We start from the raw sequence: 15,727 nt of genomic DNA on the forward strand, positions 1-15,727 counted from the left end.
CCTGAGGTGCCCCTGGATTGCGGCCTGACCCGGTACGGGCCGGGGCAGTCAGCGATAGCGGCGCATGTCCTCGACCGCGATGCCATTCATGGCGCGGCTCAGGTCCGCCAGGATGCGCGCGTCGTGCAGCGCGGCGTTCCAGGTCTTTTCATCTTCCTGGGCGCGTCGGTAGGCCTCGGTCCAGGCCTCGGTACCCGAGAGCACCAGCGACACCAGCTTGCGCACCGGTCCGGCCAGCAGGGCCATGCCGGCGAAGGCGATACCCCACAGCACCAGCCAGGCCGCCAGCAGGTGGCCGTCGCTCCAGCTGTCGATGAGCGTATTCGCGGCCACCATCAACGCTGCCACGGTCGCCGCCAGGGCCAGGGATGTGGCACCACGCGCACCGCTGGAACGGGCGGCGGCCTGGCGCAGATAGCGCGCGGCGCCCCGCATGCGGGCCAGGCCACGGTGTTGGGTATAAAGCTCGATGGATGCAGATGTAGTCATGATGAAAGCAGAATGTCACGGACGGCGAGCTTGCCGGGCGACTGGAGTAATACTAGGGTTAACCCTGAATTCTGTCCAATGCATTGTTGGAATCACCCTTGCCGGTATGCGTAATGACCCATCCTGCGGGTTCGCCATCCACCACACACCATGAAGCTGCAACTGCTGTCCGATCTGCACCTGGAGATTCACCCCCATTTCCGGCCCAGCCCGGCCCCAGGTGCCGACCTGCTGGTGCTGGCCGGCGACATAGGCTCCTACCAGCCAGGCTCCCTGCTGGCGGATGATGACTTCGGTCTGGCGCGCTTTTCGCCGTTGCCGCAGTACGCCGGCTGGCCCACCCCGGTGGTCTTTGTTCCGGGCAACCATGAGTACGACGGCCAGGACTTTGATGCCGCCCACGCGCGCCTGCGCCACGTCTGCGACCGGCTGGGGCTGATCTGGCTGGAACGCGAAAGCCTGGTACTGGACGGCGTGCGCCTGGTGGGCACCACGCTGTGGAGCGACTTTGACGCCCTGGCCGACCACCATGGCATCACCGACCTGGGCCAGCGCCTGAAGCGGCGCGAAAAGGCCTTTCGCGCCGCCGACTTCTACCTGGCCAAGACCGGTGGCACCAGGCGCGGCGAGCCCTTTCTGGCGGCGCAGCTGCGCGAGCAGGGCCTGGCCTGCCAGGCCTGGTTGCGCCAGGCACTGAGCCAGCCATTTGACGGCACAACAGTAGTGATTACACACTTTGCGCCCAGCCTGCGCAGTGCCGACCCACGGTATGGCTTGACGCCCGGCACGGCCGGTTTTTGCAACGCCATGGACGAGCTGCTGCCCCGGGCCCGCCTCTGGCTGCACGGCCATCTGCATGCACCCAGCGACTACCTGGCCCAGGGCGTGCATAGGGACGGCCGGGCCTGGCATTGCCGCGTGGTGGCCAACCCGCTGGGCTATGCGCGCAAGGGGGAGCAGGATGCCTTCCTGCCCCAGTGCGTGCTCACCGTATGATTGCCCGGCCTGCGCCGAGCGCGTGATTCAGGTCAAGATCAAAGGCGCCGTCGCGGATTAGTCTGTCACCCTGTTTACGGAGAACCTCGCATGAACATCCTGCTTGCTGTCGATGGCAGCCCCTACACCAAGAAGATGCTGGCCTATCTGGCCGCGCATGACGAGATGCTGGGCACCTCGCACAGCTACACGGCCATTACCGTGCAGGCGGCGCTGCCGCCGCGCGCCCGCGCCGCCCTGGGCAAGGAGACGGTGGACAGCTACTACGCCGAAGAGGGCGAGAAGGTGCTGGCGCCGGTAGTGAAGTTCCTCGCCCGCCACGGCGTGCAGCTCAAGACCGTGACCAAGGTCGGCCCGGCCGGCGAGACCATCGCCAAGGTGGCCGAATCCGGCAAGTACGACCTCATCGTCATGGGCACACATGGCCATGGCTCGCTGGGCAAGCTGGTGATGGGCTCGGTCAGCACCCAGGTGCTGGCCAACTGCCAGGTGCCGGTGCTGCTGGTGCGCTGATCAGCTCAGAGGGTGGGAGGAAATTGACCGTGCCCGAGGGGTGCGTCAAAACGCGCCCCATTTAGGCGCAAAACGCAGCCATAGCTCAGGCTATGGCGAGTATTTGCAACGACGATGGGGTGTGTTCTGGCGTGCCAAGCGGGCATGGGAGATTGCCTCTCACGCTCTCAGCTCGGCAGCGGGCTGCGGCACCAGGCCGCTCAGGCAGGTGTCCATGGCCCAGGCCAGAATCTCGGCGTTGCCGTAGCCACGCTCGCGCAGCATGGCCAACATGGGATCGGCCGAGCGTGCCAGCAGGGCACACAACACCACATCGGGTGGCAGCTCGCGCCGCAGCTGCCCGGCCGCCTGGGCCTGGACTATCCAGCCAAGAATGCAGGCGCTCACTTCCTGCATGGACGCGTGGTACACATCGCAGCCGCGCAGCGCCTGGGCCAGGGCCGAGTTGCGCTCGGGCAGCAGCGGGGTATCGTCGCCCAGCTGCAGTTCCAGCAGCCAGTGCAGCAGGGCCTGCAGGCGCTGCAGGGGGCTCAGTTCGGCGGACAGTTCGGCCAGGAAGCGCTGCAGCCGCCCCACGCCATGCACCATGGCGGCGGCGCACAAATCATCCTTGCCGGCAAAATGCTTGTACAGGCTGGCCTTGGCAATGCCCACCGTGGCGGCCACCTCATCGACGGTCATGGTCTCGAAGCCCTTGATGCCCAGCAAGCGGCTGGTGGCCTCGACGATGGCCTCCTCTCGTGCCTGGTGCATCTGCGCCTTGAACGAGGGCCTGGGCTGCGACAGCATGTTCATGCGGCCCATGTTAGCCAGGGCGCGATAACCCCAAAAACCCTGCTTGGCGACGGCCCATCGGCAGGGCGGTCTTTCAATGGGGCGCCTGGCCCGGTTCGGCCAAGAAATCCAGCAGCTCCGCCTCAAAACCCTCGGGGTCTTCGAGTTGCGGCCAGTGGCCCACGCCGCGCAGCTGCACCAGGCGTGCATCGCGCAGCACATGGGCCAGGGCCTGCAGCGCCTCGGGAGGGGTGCAGCGATCCTGCTCGCCACCGATGAGCAGCGTGGGTTGATGCAGGCGCATCAACTCGGGCGCGCGGCGTGCAAAGCTGGCCAGGGCCTGCAACGCCCGGCGATAGGTGGCGGCATGGACACGGCCCATGGCGTGGCGCGCCAGGTGCAGCCCCTCGGGCAGCGCGGCGTCGCCTGCCGCATGCACCACCAGACGAGCGGCCAGCTCGCTCATGGACAGGCCCTCATCCAGTGCCTCCAGGCGCGGCGCCACCCAGGCGGCGATGGCGGCGGCGTCAAGAGGCGGCCCACCCGCGCACAGCACCAGGCGCCGCACGCGCAGCGGGGCGCGCAAGGCCAGCTCCAGCGCCAGCATGGCGCCAAGGCCGTGGCCGACCAGCGTCGCCTCGTCGCACTGCAGGGCATCCAGCAGCAGCAGGCAGCGTTGGGCCAGACCTTTGAAGCCGTAGGGCTCCACCGGCGCGCTGCGGCCGTAGCCCGGCATGTCCCAGGCCACGGCGCGGTAGCCGGCGGCGGCCAGGGTTTCCAGTTGCGGGGCAAAGCTCAGGTGATCGCCATCGGCATCGTGCAGCAGCAGCACCGTGGGGCCGGAGCCCAGCAGGGAAAAGGTGGGTAGCAACGACATGGCTTGTGGCTGGGTGCAGGCGTGGGCGAACCCGCCGGCCGATAATAGCCCCCTTGTCATCCGCTGCCGCGCCCCGAGCGCCGCATGTCTTTCGTGAACAGCTCCCTGCCCCGCACCGCCGCCCACCCGCCCCAGTTTTCACCACGCGAGTTTCGTGACGCGCTGGGCATGTTTGCCACCGGCGTGGCCATCGTCACGGCGCGCAGCGAGAATGGCCAGCCGCTGGGCATGACCATCAACTCGTTCAACTCGGTGTCGCTGGAGCCGCCACTGGTGCTGTGGAGCCTGGCGCAGCGCTCATCGCTGCTGCAGGCGCTGACGCTCACGCGGCATTGCGCCATCCATGTGCTGACGGCCGCGCAGCGCCCGCTGGCCGAGCGCTTTGCCACGCGCGGCATCGACCGCTGGGCCGGGGTGGAGCATCAGCTGGGCTTGCAGGGTGTGCCGGTGATCGCGGGCGCGGCGGCAGTGTTCGAATGCCATGTGCGCAGCCAGTACGCCGAGGGCGACCACACCATCTTCGTCGGCGAGGTGCTGCGCTGCGGCCACCGCCAGGGCCTGTCGCCCCTGCTGTACCACGGCGGCATGTTCTATACCGAGCACGCGCTGGGCCGCCTGTCACCCAAGGCGACCGGCCCCATGGACCGGTGATGGACTGGCCGCAGGCGCCTACTTGGCCGCCTCGGGCAGCTCGATCTTGACCTCCAGCACCTCCAGGTCATCCTGGCGCTCGAAGTGCACCTTCAGATCCTCGGGGTTGATCTTCACGTACTTGGAGATCACCGCCACCAGCTCGCGCTGCAGCGCGGGCAGATAGTCCGGTTTGCCTGCGCTGCGGCCGCTGCGCTCGTGGGCCAGGATGATCTGCAGGCGCTCCTTGGCGACCGCGGCGGTCTTCTTCTTCTCGCCAAGCAGAAAGGACAGCAGGGACATGGCCGCTTACCTCCCACCAAAGATGCGCTTGAAGAAGCCGGGCTTGACGGCCTCGGTGAAGCGCAGGGGCTTGTCCTCGCCCAGAAAGCGCGCCACCACGTCCTTGTAGGCCTCGGAGACATCGGTGCCCCCCAGGTGGATGGCCGGCAGGCCCTGGTTGGAGGCCTGCAGCACACTTTCGGACTCGGGGATCACGCCGATCAGCTTGATGCGCAGAATGTCCTGGATGTCCTCCAGGCCCAGCATCTGACCATCTTCCACGCGGTTCGGGTTGTAGCGCGTGATCAGGAGATGCTCCTTGATCGGATCGCTGCCCTCGATGGCGCGCTTGGTTTTGCTGCTCAGCATGCCCAGGATGCGGTCGGAGTCGCGCACCGAGGACACCTCCGGGTTGGTCACCAGCAGCGCCTCGTCGGCAAAGTGCATGGCCATCAGCGCACCGCTCTCGATGCCGGCGGGCGAGTCGCAGACGATGTAGTCAAAGCCCATCTCGGCCAGATCCTTGAGCACCTTGCCCACGCCGTCCTGCGTCAGCGCTTCCTTGTCACGCGTCTGGCTGGCGGCGAGCACAAACAGGTTCTCGCACTGCTTGTCCTTGATCAGCGCCTGGTTCAGGTTGGCCTCGCCCTGGATAACGTTGATCAGGTCATACACCACGCGGCGCTCGCAGCCCATGATGAGATCCAGGTTGCGCAGGCCGACGTCGAAGTCGATGACGGCGGTCTTGTGGCCGGCGAGCGCCAGGCCCGATGCGAAGGCGGCACTGGTGGTGGTCTTGCCCACTCCCCCCTTGCCGGAGGTCACGACGACGATTTTGGCCATGTTCTGATGGGTCCTTGCGTTGCTTGTCTTGCGGATATGAATCTGAGGAAAACGGCTTACAACGGCTCGATGAGCAGCTTTTCGCCATCAAGCCGCACCTGGGCCGGGTTGCCGCGCACGTCGGCTGGCAGCTCGGTCTCGGTGGTGCGGTAAATGCCGGCCACGGAGACCAGCTGCGGCTCCAGGCAGGTGCTGAAGATGCGCGCGCTGGTGTCGCCGCGCGCGCCGGCAATGGCGCGGCCGCGCAGCGGGGCATAAACGTGAATGTTGCCGTCGGCAATCACCTCGGCGCCAAAGCTGACCATGGCCAGCACCACCAGGTCCGAGCCGCGCGCATACACCTGCTGGCCCGAGCGCAGCGGCTTGTCCACCACCAGCGCGCCGGGCGCCGGTGCCGGCACGGGCACTTCGACCGGCACCTGCACCTCGCGCACCACCTCACGGATGACCTCGCGCGGCTGCGCACGCGCCGCCGGCATGTCGGGCGCGGCCACCAGGCCGGCCGCATGGGCCGCCTGCATCTGCGCGGAATTGCCGCCACGCACGGCCACCGGCTGGATGCGGTGGCTGCGCAGCAGCTGCACCAGCGCGGCGAAGTCGATGGGCTGCTCTTCGGCCTGCACGGCCGAGAGGTCGATCAGCACCGGGTCGTTGTCGAAAAACTCGGGGTCGTCGGCGCTGCGGGCGGCCAGCTCGGCCGCAACGGCGGCGACGTCCACCGTCTTGAGCACCATGGCCACCACGGACAGCTGCGCGCTCTTGAGGTCTAGAGGGGTGCGGGCCTGGCCCGCCGTGTCAACGGCCATGAAACGATGGGGATCGAAAAAAGGCGCCACAGGCGGCGCCTCAAAGCCGCAAAGTGTACCAATGCAGCCATAACGGCCTGCATCAGCCTGTGTCAAAGCTTGGGAATGCGGATGCGGCTGATCATCAGCGAGCCCGACAGCGCGAACAGCAGCACCAGCGGGTGCAGCGTGAAGCCACCCAGCATCAGCTTGCCCAACCACAGCTCTTCGCGCACCGCGCCCATGGAGGCGGCCAGCGCCAGCAGGCCGACGAGCACGATGGAGGTGGGAATCGGCGTGCCCTCGAAGTGCTTGACCTTGCCCGACGGCCCTTCGGCCAGGGCCTCGGCCGTGATGTTGAAGCGCGCCAGGCGCGAGACGCCGCAGGCCACGAAGAAGGCCAGCACCACGCGGTCGTACAGCCCCTGCATGCCGCAGGCGTAGGCAATGATGGCCGGCGCCACGCCAAACGAGATCACATCCGCCAGCGAGTCGAGCTCGCGTCCCATGGCCGAGCTTTTCTGCCGCCAGCGCGCGATGCGGCCGTCGAGCACGTCGAACACCAGGGCCGCCAGCACCAGCGTGCAGGCGAAGTAGATGTGGCGCAGGTCATGCGTCTCCAGATAGGTCATGCAGGAGAACAGCGCCCCCACACCACACACGGCGTTGCCGAGCGTGAACCAGTCCGCGAGGTGGAACTCGCGGATCATTGCGAAGCGTTTGTGCGGAGAAGGCATGGCGCGATTATCCGCGCCCGCCCTGCCCGCGGGCGCCTTACTGAAAGCGCGGCGCGCGTTTCTCGATGAAGGCGGTGACCGCCTCGCGGTGGTCCGCCGTCTTGTGGGCGATGGCCTGGTAGCCGGCCGACAGCTCCAGCAGCGTGGCCAGCGTGGCGCCCTGGCCCTCGCGCAGCAAGCGCTTGGTCATGCGCATCACGGCGCCGGGGTTGGCGGCTATTTTTTCGGCCAGGGCGCGTGCCGTGGGCAAGAGTTGATCAGCGGGCACCACGCGGCTCACCAGGCCACAGGCCAGCGCCTCCTGGGCGCTGATGGCCTCGCCGGTGAAGCTCATCTCGGCAGCCTTGGCCATGCCCACAGCACGCGGCAGCAACCAGGCACCGCCGTCGCCGGGGACGATGCCCACGCGCACGAAGCTCTCGGCAAAGGTCGCCGTCTCACTGCAGATGCGGATGTCGCACATGCAGGTCAGATCCAGCCCGGCCCCGATCGCCGGGCCATTCACGGCGCAGATCACGGGCACGTCCAGCTCGTACAGCGCCAAGGGGATCTGCTGTATGCCCTGGCGGTATTCCTCGCGGATCAGGTCGGGCGTGAGCGCGTCGTCGAAGAAGCGCTTCATGTCCTTGACGTTGCCGCCCGAGCTGAAGATGGGGCCGGCACCGGTGAGGATGACGACCTTGACGCCGGCGTCCTTACGCACGTCGGCGCACAGCTGCACGAACTCGGCCACCGCCGTGTTGCCGGTGAGCGCGTTGCGCGTCTCGGGCTGGTTCATGGTGACGGTGAGGATGGCGCCGTCGCGCTCGATGGTCAGAAAGGCCATGGGAACTCCATTTCAAAAAGAGGAGCCGTCAGCGCTTGTTTCTCATTGGTTTCAAGCATTTTCATGTTGAAACTCAATAACTACAAGCGCAAGCAGCTATGGTTTTTAATGCGCTGTCTCTACATCGGTGATGCGCCGCACCATGTCCAGCGTCAGGCCCTGGTGCTCCAGCAGGGCGCTGCCGGCCACGTCGTGCCAGTAGGACTCGCTGCCGGCCGCCTGGCGCCAGGCGTGCAGGCGGCGCGTGTAGAGCTGCAGGTCGTATTCGGCCGTGAAGCCGATGGCGCCGTGGATGGCATGCGCCAGCTCGGACACCACCAGCGCCGCCTCGCTGCAGCGCGCCTTGGCCGTGGCGACCCTCAAACGATCAGGCAGGCGGTCGGCCGCAAGGCCCGCGCCACTGCAGCCCAGCTGCGCCGCCATGCGCGCGGCGAAGACATGCTCGCTCATCACCGCCAGCTGGTGCTGTATGGCCTGGAACTTGCCGATGGGCCGGCCGAACTGCTGGCGCTCGTTGGCGTATTGCAGCGTGCGCTGAAAGACATGCATCAACGCGCCGGCCATCTGCGGCGCCAGCAGCGCGGCCTGCAGCGTGCGCGCATCCAGCCCCTGGGCGACGGGTACCACGGGCGCGGCCAGCATCTGGCTGGGCGACCAGGCGAAGGCCGCATCCAGCGCCAGCGCCTGGGGCGTGGTCTGGGCAGCTTGAACGGCCAGCAGATGCCAGCCATCGCCCGCCTGCACCAGCACGCTGGCGGCCACCCGGCCGCCACGCACCAGGGCGCAGCGCAGGCCACCGTCCTGGGTGCGCTCACCACTGGCCAGCGCGATGGCGCCCGCGGGCCGCGCCATGCCGGCCTGCGCCAGCAGCGCACGCGCCAGCAGGGTGTCGCCCAGTGGCAGCGGCAGGGCATGGGCGCCGGCCTGCTCCAGCACGCCGAACAGCTGGGACAGGCCCAGGCCGGCGCCGCCCTCTGCCTCATCCAGCAGCGCATCGGCCAGGCCCGCGGCCTCGATCTGGGCCCAGAGTGCCTCGGCCTGCGGCGCGCCCAGCCCGCCGGCCTCGATGGCGCGCACCACGGCCGGGGTGCATTCGCCCACCAGCAGCTGGCGCGCGGCGTCGGCAAACAAATCGTTGTCCATGCCCATTCCTTTCAACGCAGTCCGAGGCCGCGCGCGATCATGCCGCGCAGGATGTCGCGCGTGCCGCCGCGCAGCGAGTACGAGGGCGCGGCCTCGGTCACGTATTTCAGCGTCAGCAGCAATTCGACGGGAACATCCTCGCCCTCGCGCGCGAACAGGTCGTCGGCAATGGCCGCAGGAATCATCTGCTCCAGCGTCGTGCCCAGCTCTTTCACAAGCGCCGCCTCGACGATGGGGCTCTCGCCGCGCACCAGCTTGTCCTGTATCGCCACCGACATGGCGCGCAGGGGGCTTAGTTGCGTCAACACCTTGCCCGCCAGGCGCACGCTTGACGCGCTGCGGCCCTGCGGCGTGCGCAAGTAATCCAGCCACTGGTCGAACAGCACGATGGAGGAGAACAGCCGCTCCGGGCCGCTACGCTCAAAGGCCAGCTCGGCCGTCACCTGCTCCCAGCCCTGACCCTCGGCGCCGATCAGCGCGTCGGCGCTGAGTTGCACGTTGTCGAAAAACACCTCGCAGAAATGGCTGTCACCCGACAGATCCTCGATGGGGCGCACGGTGACGCCCGGCAAAGACAGATCGACGATGACCTGGGACAGGCCCTTGTGCCTGTCCTCGCTGCTGCCGGAAGTGCGCACCAGCGCGATCATGTACTGGCAGTGGTGGGCGTTGGTGGTCCAGATCTTCTGGCCATTCAGCACAAAGCCTTTTTCATTGGGCGTGGCGCGCGTCTTAACGCTGGCCAGGTCGGAGCCCGAGCCCGGCTCGCTCATGCCGATGCAAAAGAATGCCTCGCCGCGGCACACGCGCGGGATGTAGAAGCGCTTTTGCGCCTCGGTGCCGTACTTCAGGATCAGCGGCGCGCTCTGCCGATCCGCGATCCAGTGCGAGCCCACGGGCGCGCCGCAGGCCAGAAACTCCTCCACCAGCACATAGCGCGTGAAGGCGCTGCGCCCGCCGCCGCCGTACTCCTTCGGCAAGGTCACGCCTATCCAGCCCTTGGCCCCCAGCTTGCGGCTCAGCTCGGCGCTGTAGCCGCCCCAGGAGCGGGCGCGCACATGGGCCGGCAAGTCCTGGATGGCCTCGGCTAGAAAGGCGCGCACCTCGGGGCGCAGCGCCTCGTCTGCGGGCGGAATGCGCGTGAGCGCGAGTGAATCCAGGGTGCTCATGTCCCCGCCTCCTTTACTGCAGCGGCACCTTGGCCTGCTGCACGATGCGCTTCCACAGCGCGATCTCGCCCTTCTGGAACTCATGCATCTGCGCCGGCCCGCCCGTCATCGGTGTGGCGCCCAGGCGCTCGTAGAAGGCGCGCGTCTCGTCCATCTTGGCGATGGTGGTGAACAGCGCGGCCAGCTTCGCCGTCTCGGCCGTCGGGGTCTTGGCCGACACCATGGCGCCCACCCAGGTATAGGCCTCGAAGCCCGGCAACCCCGCCTCGCTCATGGTGGGCACGTCCAGGGCATTGGGCACACGCTGGTCGGCGGCCACGGCCAGGATCTTCACGCGCCCGCCCTTGGCCAGCTCCAGCACCGCGGTGACCTCGGCAAACGCAAAGTCCACCGTGCCCGAGGCCACGGCGGTCATGGTCTCGCCGGCGCTCTTGAAGGGCACATGCACGGTCTGCAGGCCGGCGCGGTCGTTGAGCAGCTCGCCCATCAGCTGGTAGCCGGCCGAGCCGGCGCCAAAGTTGGCCTTGCCCGGATGCGCCTTGGCATACGCAATCAGGCTCTTCAGGTCGCCATTGGGCGAACCCGGCGGCACTACCAGCATGGCGGGCGCACGCATCATCATGGTCAGCGGCGCAAAGTCCTTCGCCGGGTCGTAGGGCAGCTCCTTGAACAGCGCTGCGTTCACGGCCAGCGTGGAGTTGCTGCCTATGAACACGGTGTAGCCATCGGCCGGCGCCGTGAGCACCTGCTTGACGGCCAGAAAGCCATTGGCGCCGGGCTTGTTCTCCACCACCACGGCCTGGCCCGTCAGGTCCTGCAGCTTTTTGGCGAAGTAGCGCGCCGAGGTGTCGGTGCCGCTGCCGGGCCCGAAGGGAACCACGAACTTGATGGTCTTGGACGGGAAGGCCTGCGCCTGGGCGGCGGGCGCCATGGCGGCGCCCAGGGCCACGAGGCCGGCGGCCACGAGGGCGCGCAGCGTGCTTCTGCGGTGCAATGGCATGGGTGATGTCTCCTGGCAATGCGCTTTCGGGACACTTTAGGCCGCTGGTGCCATGCTGTCTAATATTAAAAATATTGATCGCAATATCCGATGAATATCAAATGAACCTGCGCCAACTGCACCAGTTCGTCACGCTGGCCGAGACGGGTAACTTTCACCGCGCGGCCGAGCGGCTGCACATGGCGCAGCCGCCGCTGTCGGTGTCGATCCGCAAGCTGGAGGGCGAGCTGGGCGCCCCGCTGTTCGAGCGCACCAGCACCGGCGTGCTGCTGACCCCGGCCGGCCAGGCCATGCTGGAGGATGCACGGCGCGCGCTGCAGCATGCGGAGCAATGCCGCCAGGCAGTGCAGCACGCGCGCGCGGGCACCGGCGGGCGGCTGCGCCTGGGCATCATCGGCTCGGCCACCTATGCGCTGCTGCCGCGGCTGATTCCGTCGCTGCGCGCGCGCTACCCGCAGATCGCGCTGGAGCTGACCGAAGCCACCTCGTCCGAGATCCTGGAAGGTCTGCTCGCGCGCCGCTTTGACGCCGGCCTGCTGCGCTTTCCCGTACTGGACGCAAGCGGCTTCGACCTGACGCCGCTGGACCGCGACGATTTCGTGCTGGCCGTGGCCGAGAGCAGCCCGCTGGCCGCGCGCGGGGCGATTGCCCTGCACGAGGCCGCGCGGGAGCCCTTCATCATGTACCCGCGCGCCAAGGTGCCGGGCCTGGCGGCCCTGGCCATGATGCGCTGCCAGGCCTCGGGCTTTGCGCCGCGCGTGGCGCAGGAGGCCTCGCAGGTGCAGACCATCATGAGCCTGGTGGCCTCGGGCCTGGGCGTGGGCCTGGTGGCCGGCGTGGCGCGCCAGGCGGTGCCGCGCGGCGTGGTCTGCCTGGCGCTGACCGACAACCCGCCGGGCTTTCACATCAGCATTGCGCTGGCGCGGCTGGCGGGTGACACGAGCCGCGTGGTGCAGCGCTTTACCGAGCATGCGCTGGAATGCGGTGCAAGCACGGGAGCGCCGGCGCTCCAATGAAAAATGGCTGCAGCACAGTTGCAACAAGCGCATACAGCTATTATTTATGAAGCACTCCGCCGCTCCGCATAGTCCACATACCAGGCCAGGCAGCCGGGATTGGCCATGGCCTCCTGGTTCACCACCCTGGCCAGGGGCTGGCCCAGCAACAGCTTCTTGATGGGCAGCTCCTGCTTCTTGCCGCTCAGGGTGCGCGGCACCTCGGGCACCTGTTCTATGGCATCGGGGACGAAGCGCGGGCTCAAGCGTTGGCGGATGGCGGTGTTGATGCGCCCGCGCAGGGCGTCATCCAGCACCGCCCCCGCCCGCAGCACCACGAACAGCGGCATGAAGCTCTCGCGGCCCAGGTATTCCAGATCGACGACCATGGAGTCCAGCACCTCGGGCAGGGCCTCGACGGCGCTGTAGATCTCGCTGGTGCCCATGCGCAGGCCATGGCGGTTGATGGTGGCGTCTGATCGGCCATAGATCACGCACCACTCGCCCCGGCCCTCTTCGTCGCCTATGCGCAGCCAGTCGCCATGGCGCCAGACGCTGCCGGCCTCGGGGCCCAGGTCGCCGCCGCCGGGCCGGCGGCCGTGGCCGGGTGGGTACATCTCGAAGTAGCTGGCCAGGTAGCGTGCGTTTCCGGGGTCGTTCCAGAAGGCCAGCGGCATGGACGGGATCGGCTGCGTGCAGACCAGCTCGCCCACCTGGCCGGTAACGGGCGCGCCGGCCTCGTTCCAGGCCTCGACGGCCGCGCCCAGCATGCGGCACTGCATCAGGCCGGCGCGCTGCGGCAGCTCGGGCGTGCCGGCGATGAAGCCGCCGGCAAAGTCGGTGCCGCCCGAGATGTTGAGCCACCAGATGTCCTCTTGCGCCGGGGTGGCGGCAATGGCTGCGAACTGCGCGCTGCCCCACTCCTGCACCTCGGCCGAGAGCGGCGAGCCGGTGCTGCCCAGCGCGCGTATGCGCGACAGGTCGCCGCAGCGGGCCAGATCCACACCCGCCTTCATGCAGCCGGCAAAGAAGGCCGCGCCCGATCCCAGGAAGGTAACGCGGTGGCGCGCCGCAAAGCGCCATAGGGTGCCCCAGTCGGGCGCCTGGCGCGGCCCGCCGGGGCTGCCGTCGAAGATCACGCAGGTGGTGCCCGACAGCAGGCCCGCCACCTGGCAGTTCCACATCACCCAGCCGGTGGAGCTGTACCAGCAAAAACGCTCGCCCAGGCTGTTGGCGGCGTAGCTGGCGCCCAGGTCCATGTGCAAGCCGGTAACCATGGCGACGAGCACGATGCCGCCATGCGAATGCACGATGGGCTTTGGCAACCCCGTGGTGCCGCTGGAATAGACGATCCACAGCGGGTGGTCGAATGGCAGCCATAGCGGCTCGAAGGCCGCCACTTCGGCATCATTTCGGGCCACAACGTCCGTGTAGCGGGCGCTGCCAGCTATGGTTTTTGCGGCATCCAGGTTGTTTACCAGCAGCAGGTGGCGCAGGCTGGGCAGCTCGGCGCGCAGCTCGGCCAGCACCGGGGTGCGATCCATGTCCACGCCGGCCCAGGTCACGCCGTCCACGGCGATCAGCACCTTGGGCTCTATCTGGCGCAGGCGGTCGAGCACGGCGCTGGTGCCCATGTCGGGCGCGCACACGCTCCACACGGCGCCTATGCTGGCGCAGGCCAGAAAGGCCACCATGGTTTCGGGCATGTTGGGCAGGTAGGCCGCCACGCGGTCGCCCGGCTGCACGCCCTGGGCCTGCAGGTGCAGGGCCAGCGCCGCGCTCTGGCGCTTCAGCTCGGGCCAGGACAGTTCGCGCACGCGGCCCTTTTCGTCCTCGCTGATCACCGCCGCCAGGCCCGCGCCGTGCGCCGCATCCACATGGCGCAGCACCTGCCGGGCGTAGTTGACCTGCGCGCCCGGAAACCACTCGGCCCCCGGCATCCGGTAGCGCCCCAGCACCGCGCGGTGCGGCGTGGGCGAGGCCAGCGCGTGGTAGTCCCAGATGCTTTGCCAGAAGGCGTCCAGCTCGGTCACCGACCAGCGCCACAGCGCCGGGTAGTCGGCAAACGCCAGGCCGCGCTCGGCGCGCAGCCAGTCCTGGTACAGGCGCATGCGCGGCACATAGGGTGGGGTGTTGTTTGTCTCCATCGCGCCAGCGTAGCAGCGCGGCCCGAGGGGCGTCAGCCTCCATCGGTCGCGCGCCGGACAGTTGCCGCCGCGCAAAAATTCCGTTTCCAAATCATGCGTGTCTAGGCGCGAAGCCGCAGGCAGTGCTGTCGCACGACAAGGCGAAGCAACAACGACACGGGTGATTTGGAAACGCAATAACCCTGCGCCGGGCCGGCCGTACCATACGGCCCATGCAACACAGCGACGTTCTCATCGTTGGCGCAGGCCCGGCCGGCCTGTCGCTGTCCATCTCCCTGGCGCAGGCGGGCTTTGCCGTCACCGTGGTCGAGCAGCAAGGCGCGCAGCAGCTGGCCGCGCCCGCGCCGGACGGGCGCGAGATCGCCCTGACCCACCCCAGCGTGGCGCTGCTGCAGAGCCTGGGCAGCTGGCAAGAGCTGGACGCGCACGAGGTGGGCCTGCTGCGCGAGGCCCAGGTGCATGACGGCCCGGTGGGCCAGTCTGGCGCCATGCAGCTGCACGCCGGCGGCAGCGGCGTCGATCACCTGGGCTGGATCGTCCCCAACCACGCGCTGCGCCGCAGCGCCTGGGCCGTGGCCAGCCGCACGCCAGGGATCAAGCTGATCACCGGCGCGCGCGTGGGCCAGGTCAGCATCACGCCCGAGCAGGCCCAGTTGAGCTACACCAGCGCCGACCGCCCCGACGCGCCGGCGCAGCAGCTGCAGGCGCCGCTGCTGGTGGCCGCCGACAGCCGCTTTTCCAGCATCCGGCGCCAGCTGGGCATTGGCGCATCCATGAACGACTTTGGCCGCACGGTCATCGTCTGCCGCATGCGCCACGAGCTGCCGCACCACGAGACCGCGCACGAATGCTTTGGCTACGAGCGCACGCTGGCCATACTGCCGCTGCCCGACGACGTGGTGGACGGCAGCCCCATGTGCTCGGCCGTGGTAACGGCCGACAGCGCGCAGGCGCAGGCGCTGCTGGCGCTCAGCCCGGCAGACTTTGCCGCCGCCGTGCAGGCGCAGTTCCAGCACCGGCTGGGTGCCATGGAGCTGGTGGGCGAGCGCCATGCCTACCCGCTGGTGGCCGTGTGGGCGCAGCGCTTCGTCGGCCGGCGCTGCGCGTTGATAGGCGATGCCGCCGTGGGCATGCACCCAGTCACGGCCCATGGCTACAACCTGGGCCTGGCCGGCGTGGAAAGCCTCACCGCCACGCTGCACGCGGCGCAAGCGCGCGGCCAGGACATTGGCGATGCCGCGGTGCTGGCACGCTACGAACGCCAGCACCGCCTGCACGCCTGGCCCATCTACCAGGGCACGAACACCGTCGTCGGCCTGTACACCGACACCCGGCCGCTGCCCAAACTGCTGCGCCGCGCAGTGCTGGCCGGCTCCACCCGGCTGCCGCCGCTCAAGGCCCTGATCGTCAGCCAGCTCACCGGGCGGCGCCCGGCCTGGCCGACGTTGCCACGCTGAGCCATAACCGCAGCTTATGGATAGACGCCGACGCGCGTCTACCAGGCAGGCTCATGGCCACCTA

The 15,727-nt window shown here is 68.4% G+C and carries 17 protein-coding genes; 5 read left to right on the forward strand and 12 right to left on the reverse strand.

Annotated features, from left to right (window positions below):
- Positions 1–48: 48 nt before the first annotated feature.
- On the reverse strand, positions 49–489 hold the full coding sequence (locus P4826_RS12515) for a hypothetical protein (protein WP_317700704.1): 441 nt from the start codon (positions 487–489) through the stop codon (positions 49–51).
- Between the two features lie 150 nt (positions 490–639).
- On the opposite strand from P4826_RS12515, the gene P4826_RS12520 reads away from it, so the two are divergent.
- Entirely contained in the window at positions 640–1,485 is an 846-nt protein-coding gene (locus P4826_RS12520; RefSeq protein ID WP_317700705.1) for a metallophosphoesterase, read from the forward strand.
- A gap of 90 nt (positions 1,486–1,575) precedes the next feature.
- The gene (locus P4826_RS12525; protein ID WP_317700706.1) at positions 1,576–1,998 is read left to right on the forward strand and encodes a universal stress protein; all 423 of its coding nucleotides are present in this window, start codon (positions 1,576–1,578) and stop codon (positions 1,996–1,998) included.
- Positions 1,999–2,157: 159 nt separating this feature from the next.
- Here P4826_RS12525 and P4826_RS12530 read toward each other — a convergent pair whose 3' ends face one another.
- Entirely contained in the window at positions 2,158–2,793 is a 636-nt protein-coding gene (locus P4826_RS12530) for a TetR/AcrR family transcriptional regulator (protein ID WP_317700707.1), read from the reverse strand.
- A gap of 73 nt (positions 2,794–2,866) precedes the next feature.
- Positions 2,867–3,649, reverse strand: coding sequence for an alpha/beta fold hydrolase (locus P4826_RS12535; RefSeq protein ID WP_317700708.1), 783 nt, complete (start codon positions 3,647–3,649; stop codon positions 2,867–2,869).
- A 93-nt stretch (positions 3,650–3,742) separates the two neighbouring features.
- Between P4826_RS12535 and P4826_RS12540 the strand changes: the two genes are divergently transcribed.
- Entirely contained in the window at positions 3,743–4,300 is a 558-nt protein-coding gene (locus P4826_RS12540) for a flavin reductase family protein (protein WP_425605266.1), read from the forward strand.
- An 18-nt stretch (positions 4,301–4,318) separates the two neighbouring features.
- Here the strand turns inward: P4826_RS12540 and minE are convergent, their stop codons facing one another.
- The 8 genes from minE to P4826_RS12580 form a co-directional block, all read right to left on the reverse strand.
- The gene (gene minE / locus P4826_RS12545; protein ID WP_317700710.1) at positions 4,319–4,582 is read right to left on the reverse strand and encodes a cell division topological specificity factor MinE; all 264 of its coding nucleotides are present in this window, start codon (positions 4,580–4,582) and stop codon (positions 4,319–4,321) included.
- A 6-nt stretch (positions 4,583–4,588) separates the two neighbouring features.
- On the reverse strand, positions 4,589–5,404 hold the full coding sequence (minD, locus tag P4826_RS12550; protein ID WP_317700711.1) for a septum site-determining protein MinD: 816 nt from the start codon (positions 5,402–5,404) through the stop codon (positions 4,589–4,591).
- 56 nt (positions 5,405–5,460) lie between these two features.
- Positions 5,461–6,210, reverse strand: a complete 750-nt coding sequence (minC, locus tag P4826_RS12555) for a septum site-determining protein MinC (RefSeq protein WP_317700712.1) — start codon at positions 6,208–6,210, stop codon at positions 5,461–5,463.
- A gap of 92 nt (positions 6,211–6,302) precedes the next feature.
- Positions 6,303–6,926 (reverse strand): CDP-diacylglycerol--serine O-phosphatidyltransferase, encoded by a 624-nt coding sequence (gene pssA, locus P4826_RS12560; protein WP_317700713.1) that lies wholly within the window; start codon positions 6,924–6,926, stop codon positions 6,303–6,305.
- A 37-nt stretch (positions 6,927–6,963) separates the two neighbouring features.
- Positions 6,964–7,752, reverse strand: coding sequence for a crotonase/enoyl-CoA hydratase family protein (locus tag P4826_RS12565; protein WP_317700714.1), 789 nt, complete (start codon positions 7,750–7,752; stop codon positions 6,964–6,966).
- 105 nt (positions 7,753–7,857) lie between these two features.
- Positions 7,858–8,895, reverse strand: coding sequence for an acyl-CoA dehydrogenase family protein (locus P4826_RS12570; protein ID WP_317700715.1), 1,038 nt, complete (start codon positions 8,893–8,895; stop codon positions 7,858–7,860).
- 11 nt (positions 8,896–8,906) lie between these two features.
- Complete coding sequence (locus P4826_RS12575) at positions 8,907–10,064, reverse strand: acyl-CoA dehydrogenase family protein (RefSeq protein WP_317700716.1); 1,158 nt, start codon at positions 10,062–10,064, stop codon at positions 8,907–8,909.
- 13 nt (positions 10,065–10,077) lie between these two features.
- The gene (locus P4826_RS12580; RefSeq protein WP_317700717.1) at positions 10,078–11,064 is read right to left on the reverse strand and encodes a Bug family tripartite tricarboxylate transporter substrate binding protein; all 987 of its coding nucleotides are present in this window, start codon (positions 11,062–11,064) and stop codon (positions 10,078–10,080) included.
- Between the two features lie 101 nt (positions 11,065–11,165).
- Here P4826_RS12580 and P4826_RS12585 point away from each other — a divergent pair, with 101 nt between their 5' ends.
- On the forward strand, positions 11,166–12,080 hold the full coding sequence (locus tag P4826_RS12585) for a LysR family transcriptional regulator (RefSeq protein WP_317700718.1): 915 nt from the start codon (positions 11,166–11,168) through the stop codon (positions 12,078–12,080).
- Positions 12,081–12,124: 44 nt separating this feature from the next.
- On the opposite strand, the gene P4826_RS12590 is transcribed toward P4826_RS12585, so the two are convergent.
- Complete coding sequence (locus P4826_RS12590; protein WP_317700719.1) at positions 12,125–14,206, reverse strand: acetoacetate--CoA ligase; 2,082 nt, start codon at positions 14,204–14,206, stop codon at positions 12,125–12,127.
- Positions 14,207–14,418: 212 nt separating this feature from the next.
- Between P4826_RS12590 and ubiM the strand changes: the two genes are divergently transcribed.
- The gene (gene ubiM / locus P4826_RS12595; RefSeq protein WP_317700720.1) at positions 14,419–15,663 is read left to right on the forward strand and encodes a 5-demethoxyubiquinol-8 5-hydroxylase UbiM; all 1,245 of its coding nucleotides are present in this window, start codon (positions 14,419–14,421) and stop codon (positions 15,661–15,663) included.
- Positions 15,664–15,727 lie beyond the last annotated feature (64 nt).

This window comes from Diaphorobacter limosus (assembly GCF_033100095.1).
Classification (GTDB): Bacteria; Pseudomonadota; Gammaproteobacteria; order Burkholderiales; family Burkholderiaceae_C; genus Alicycliphilus; species Alicycliphilus limosus.

Coding starts and splice junctions, on each gene's coding strand:
- P4826_RS12515 (WP_317700704.1), bottom strand. CDS start 489: ATGACTACATCTGCATCCATCGAGCTTTATACCCAACACCGTGGCCTG.
- P4826_RS12520 (WP_317700705.1), top strand. CDS start 640: ATGAAGCTGCAACTGCTGTCCGATCTGCACCTGGAGATTCACCCCCAT.
- P4826_RS12525 (WP_317700706.1), top strand. CDS start 1,576: ATGAACATCCTGCTTGCTGTCGATGGCAGCCCCTACACCAAGAAGATG.
- P4826_RS12530 (WP_317700707.1), bottom strand. CDS start 2,793: ATGAACATGCTGTCGCAGCCCAGGCCCTCGTTCAAGGCGCAGATGCAC.
- P4826_RS12535 (WP_317700708.1), bottom strand. CDS start 3,649: ATGTCGTTGCTACCCACCTTTTCCCTGCTGGGCTCCGGCCCCACGGTG.
- minE (WP_317700710.1), bottom strand. CDS start 4,582: ATGTCCCTGCTGTCCTTTCTGCTTGGCGAGAAGAAGAAGACCGCCGCG.
- minD (WP_317700711.1), bottom strand. CDS start 5,404: ATGGCCAAAATCGTCGTCGTGACCTCCGGCAAGGGGGGAGTGGGCAAG.
- minC (WP_317700712.1), bottom strand. CDS start 6,210: ATGGCCGTTGACACGGCGGGCCAGGCCCGCACCCCTCTAGACCTCAAG.
- pssA (WP_317700713.1), bottom strand. CDS start 6,926: ATGCCTTCTCCGCACAAACGCTTCGCAATGATCCGCGAGTTCCACCTC.
- P4826_RS12565 (WP_317700714.1), bottom strand. CDS start 7,752: ATGGCCTTTCTGACCATCGAGCGCGACGGCGCCATCCTCACCGTCACC.
- P4826_RS12570 (WP_317700715.1), bottom strand. CDS start 8,895: ATGGACAACGATTTGTTTGCCGACGCCGCGCGCCAGCTGCTGGTGGGC.
- P4826_RS12575 (WP_317700716.1), bottom strand. CDS start 10,064: ATGAGCACCCTGGATTCACTCGCGCTCACGCGCATTCCGCCCGCAGAC.
- P4826_RS12580 (WP_317700717.1), bottom strand. CDS start 11,064: ATGCCATTGCACCGCAGAAGCACGCTGCGCGCCCTCGTGGCCGCCGGC.
- P4826_RS12585 (WP_317700718.1), top strand. CDS start 11,166: ATGAACCTGCGCCAACTGCACCAGTTCGTCACGCTGGCCGAGACGGGT.
- P4826_RS12590 (WP_317700719.1), bottom strand. CDS start 14,206: ATGGAGACAAACAACACCCCACCCTATGTGCCGCGCATGCGCCTGTAC.
- ubiM (WP_317700720.1), top strand. CDS start 14,419: ATGCAACACAGCGACGTTCTCATCGTTGGCGCAGGCCCGGCCGGCCTG.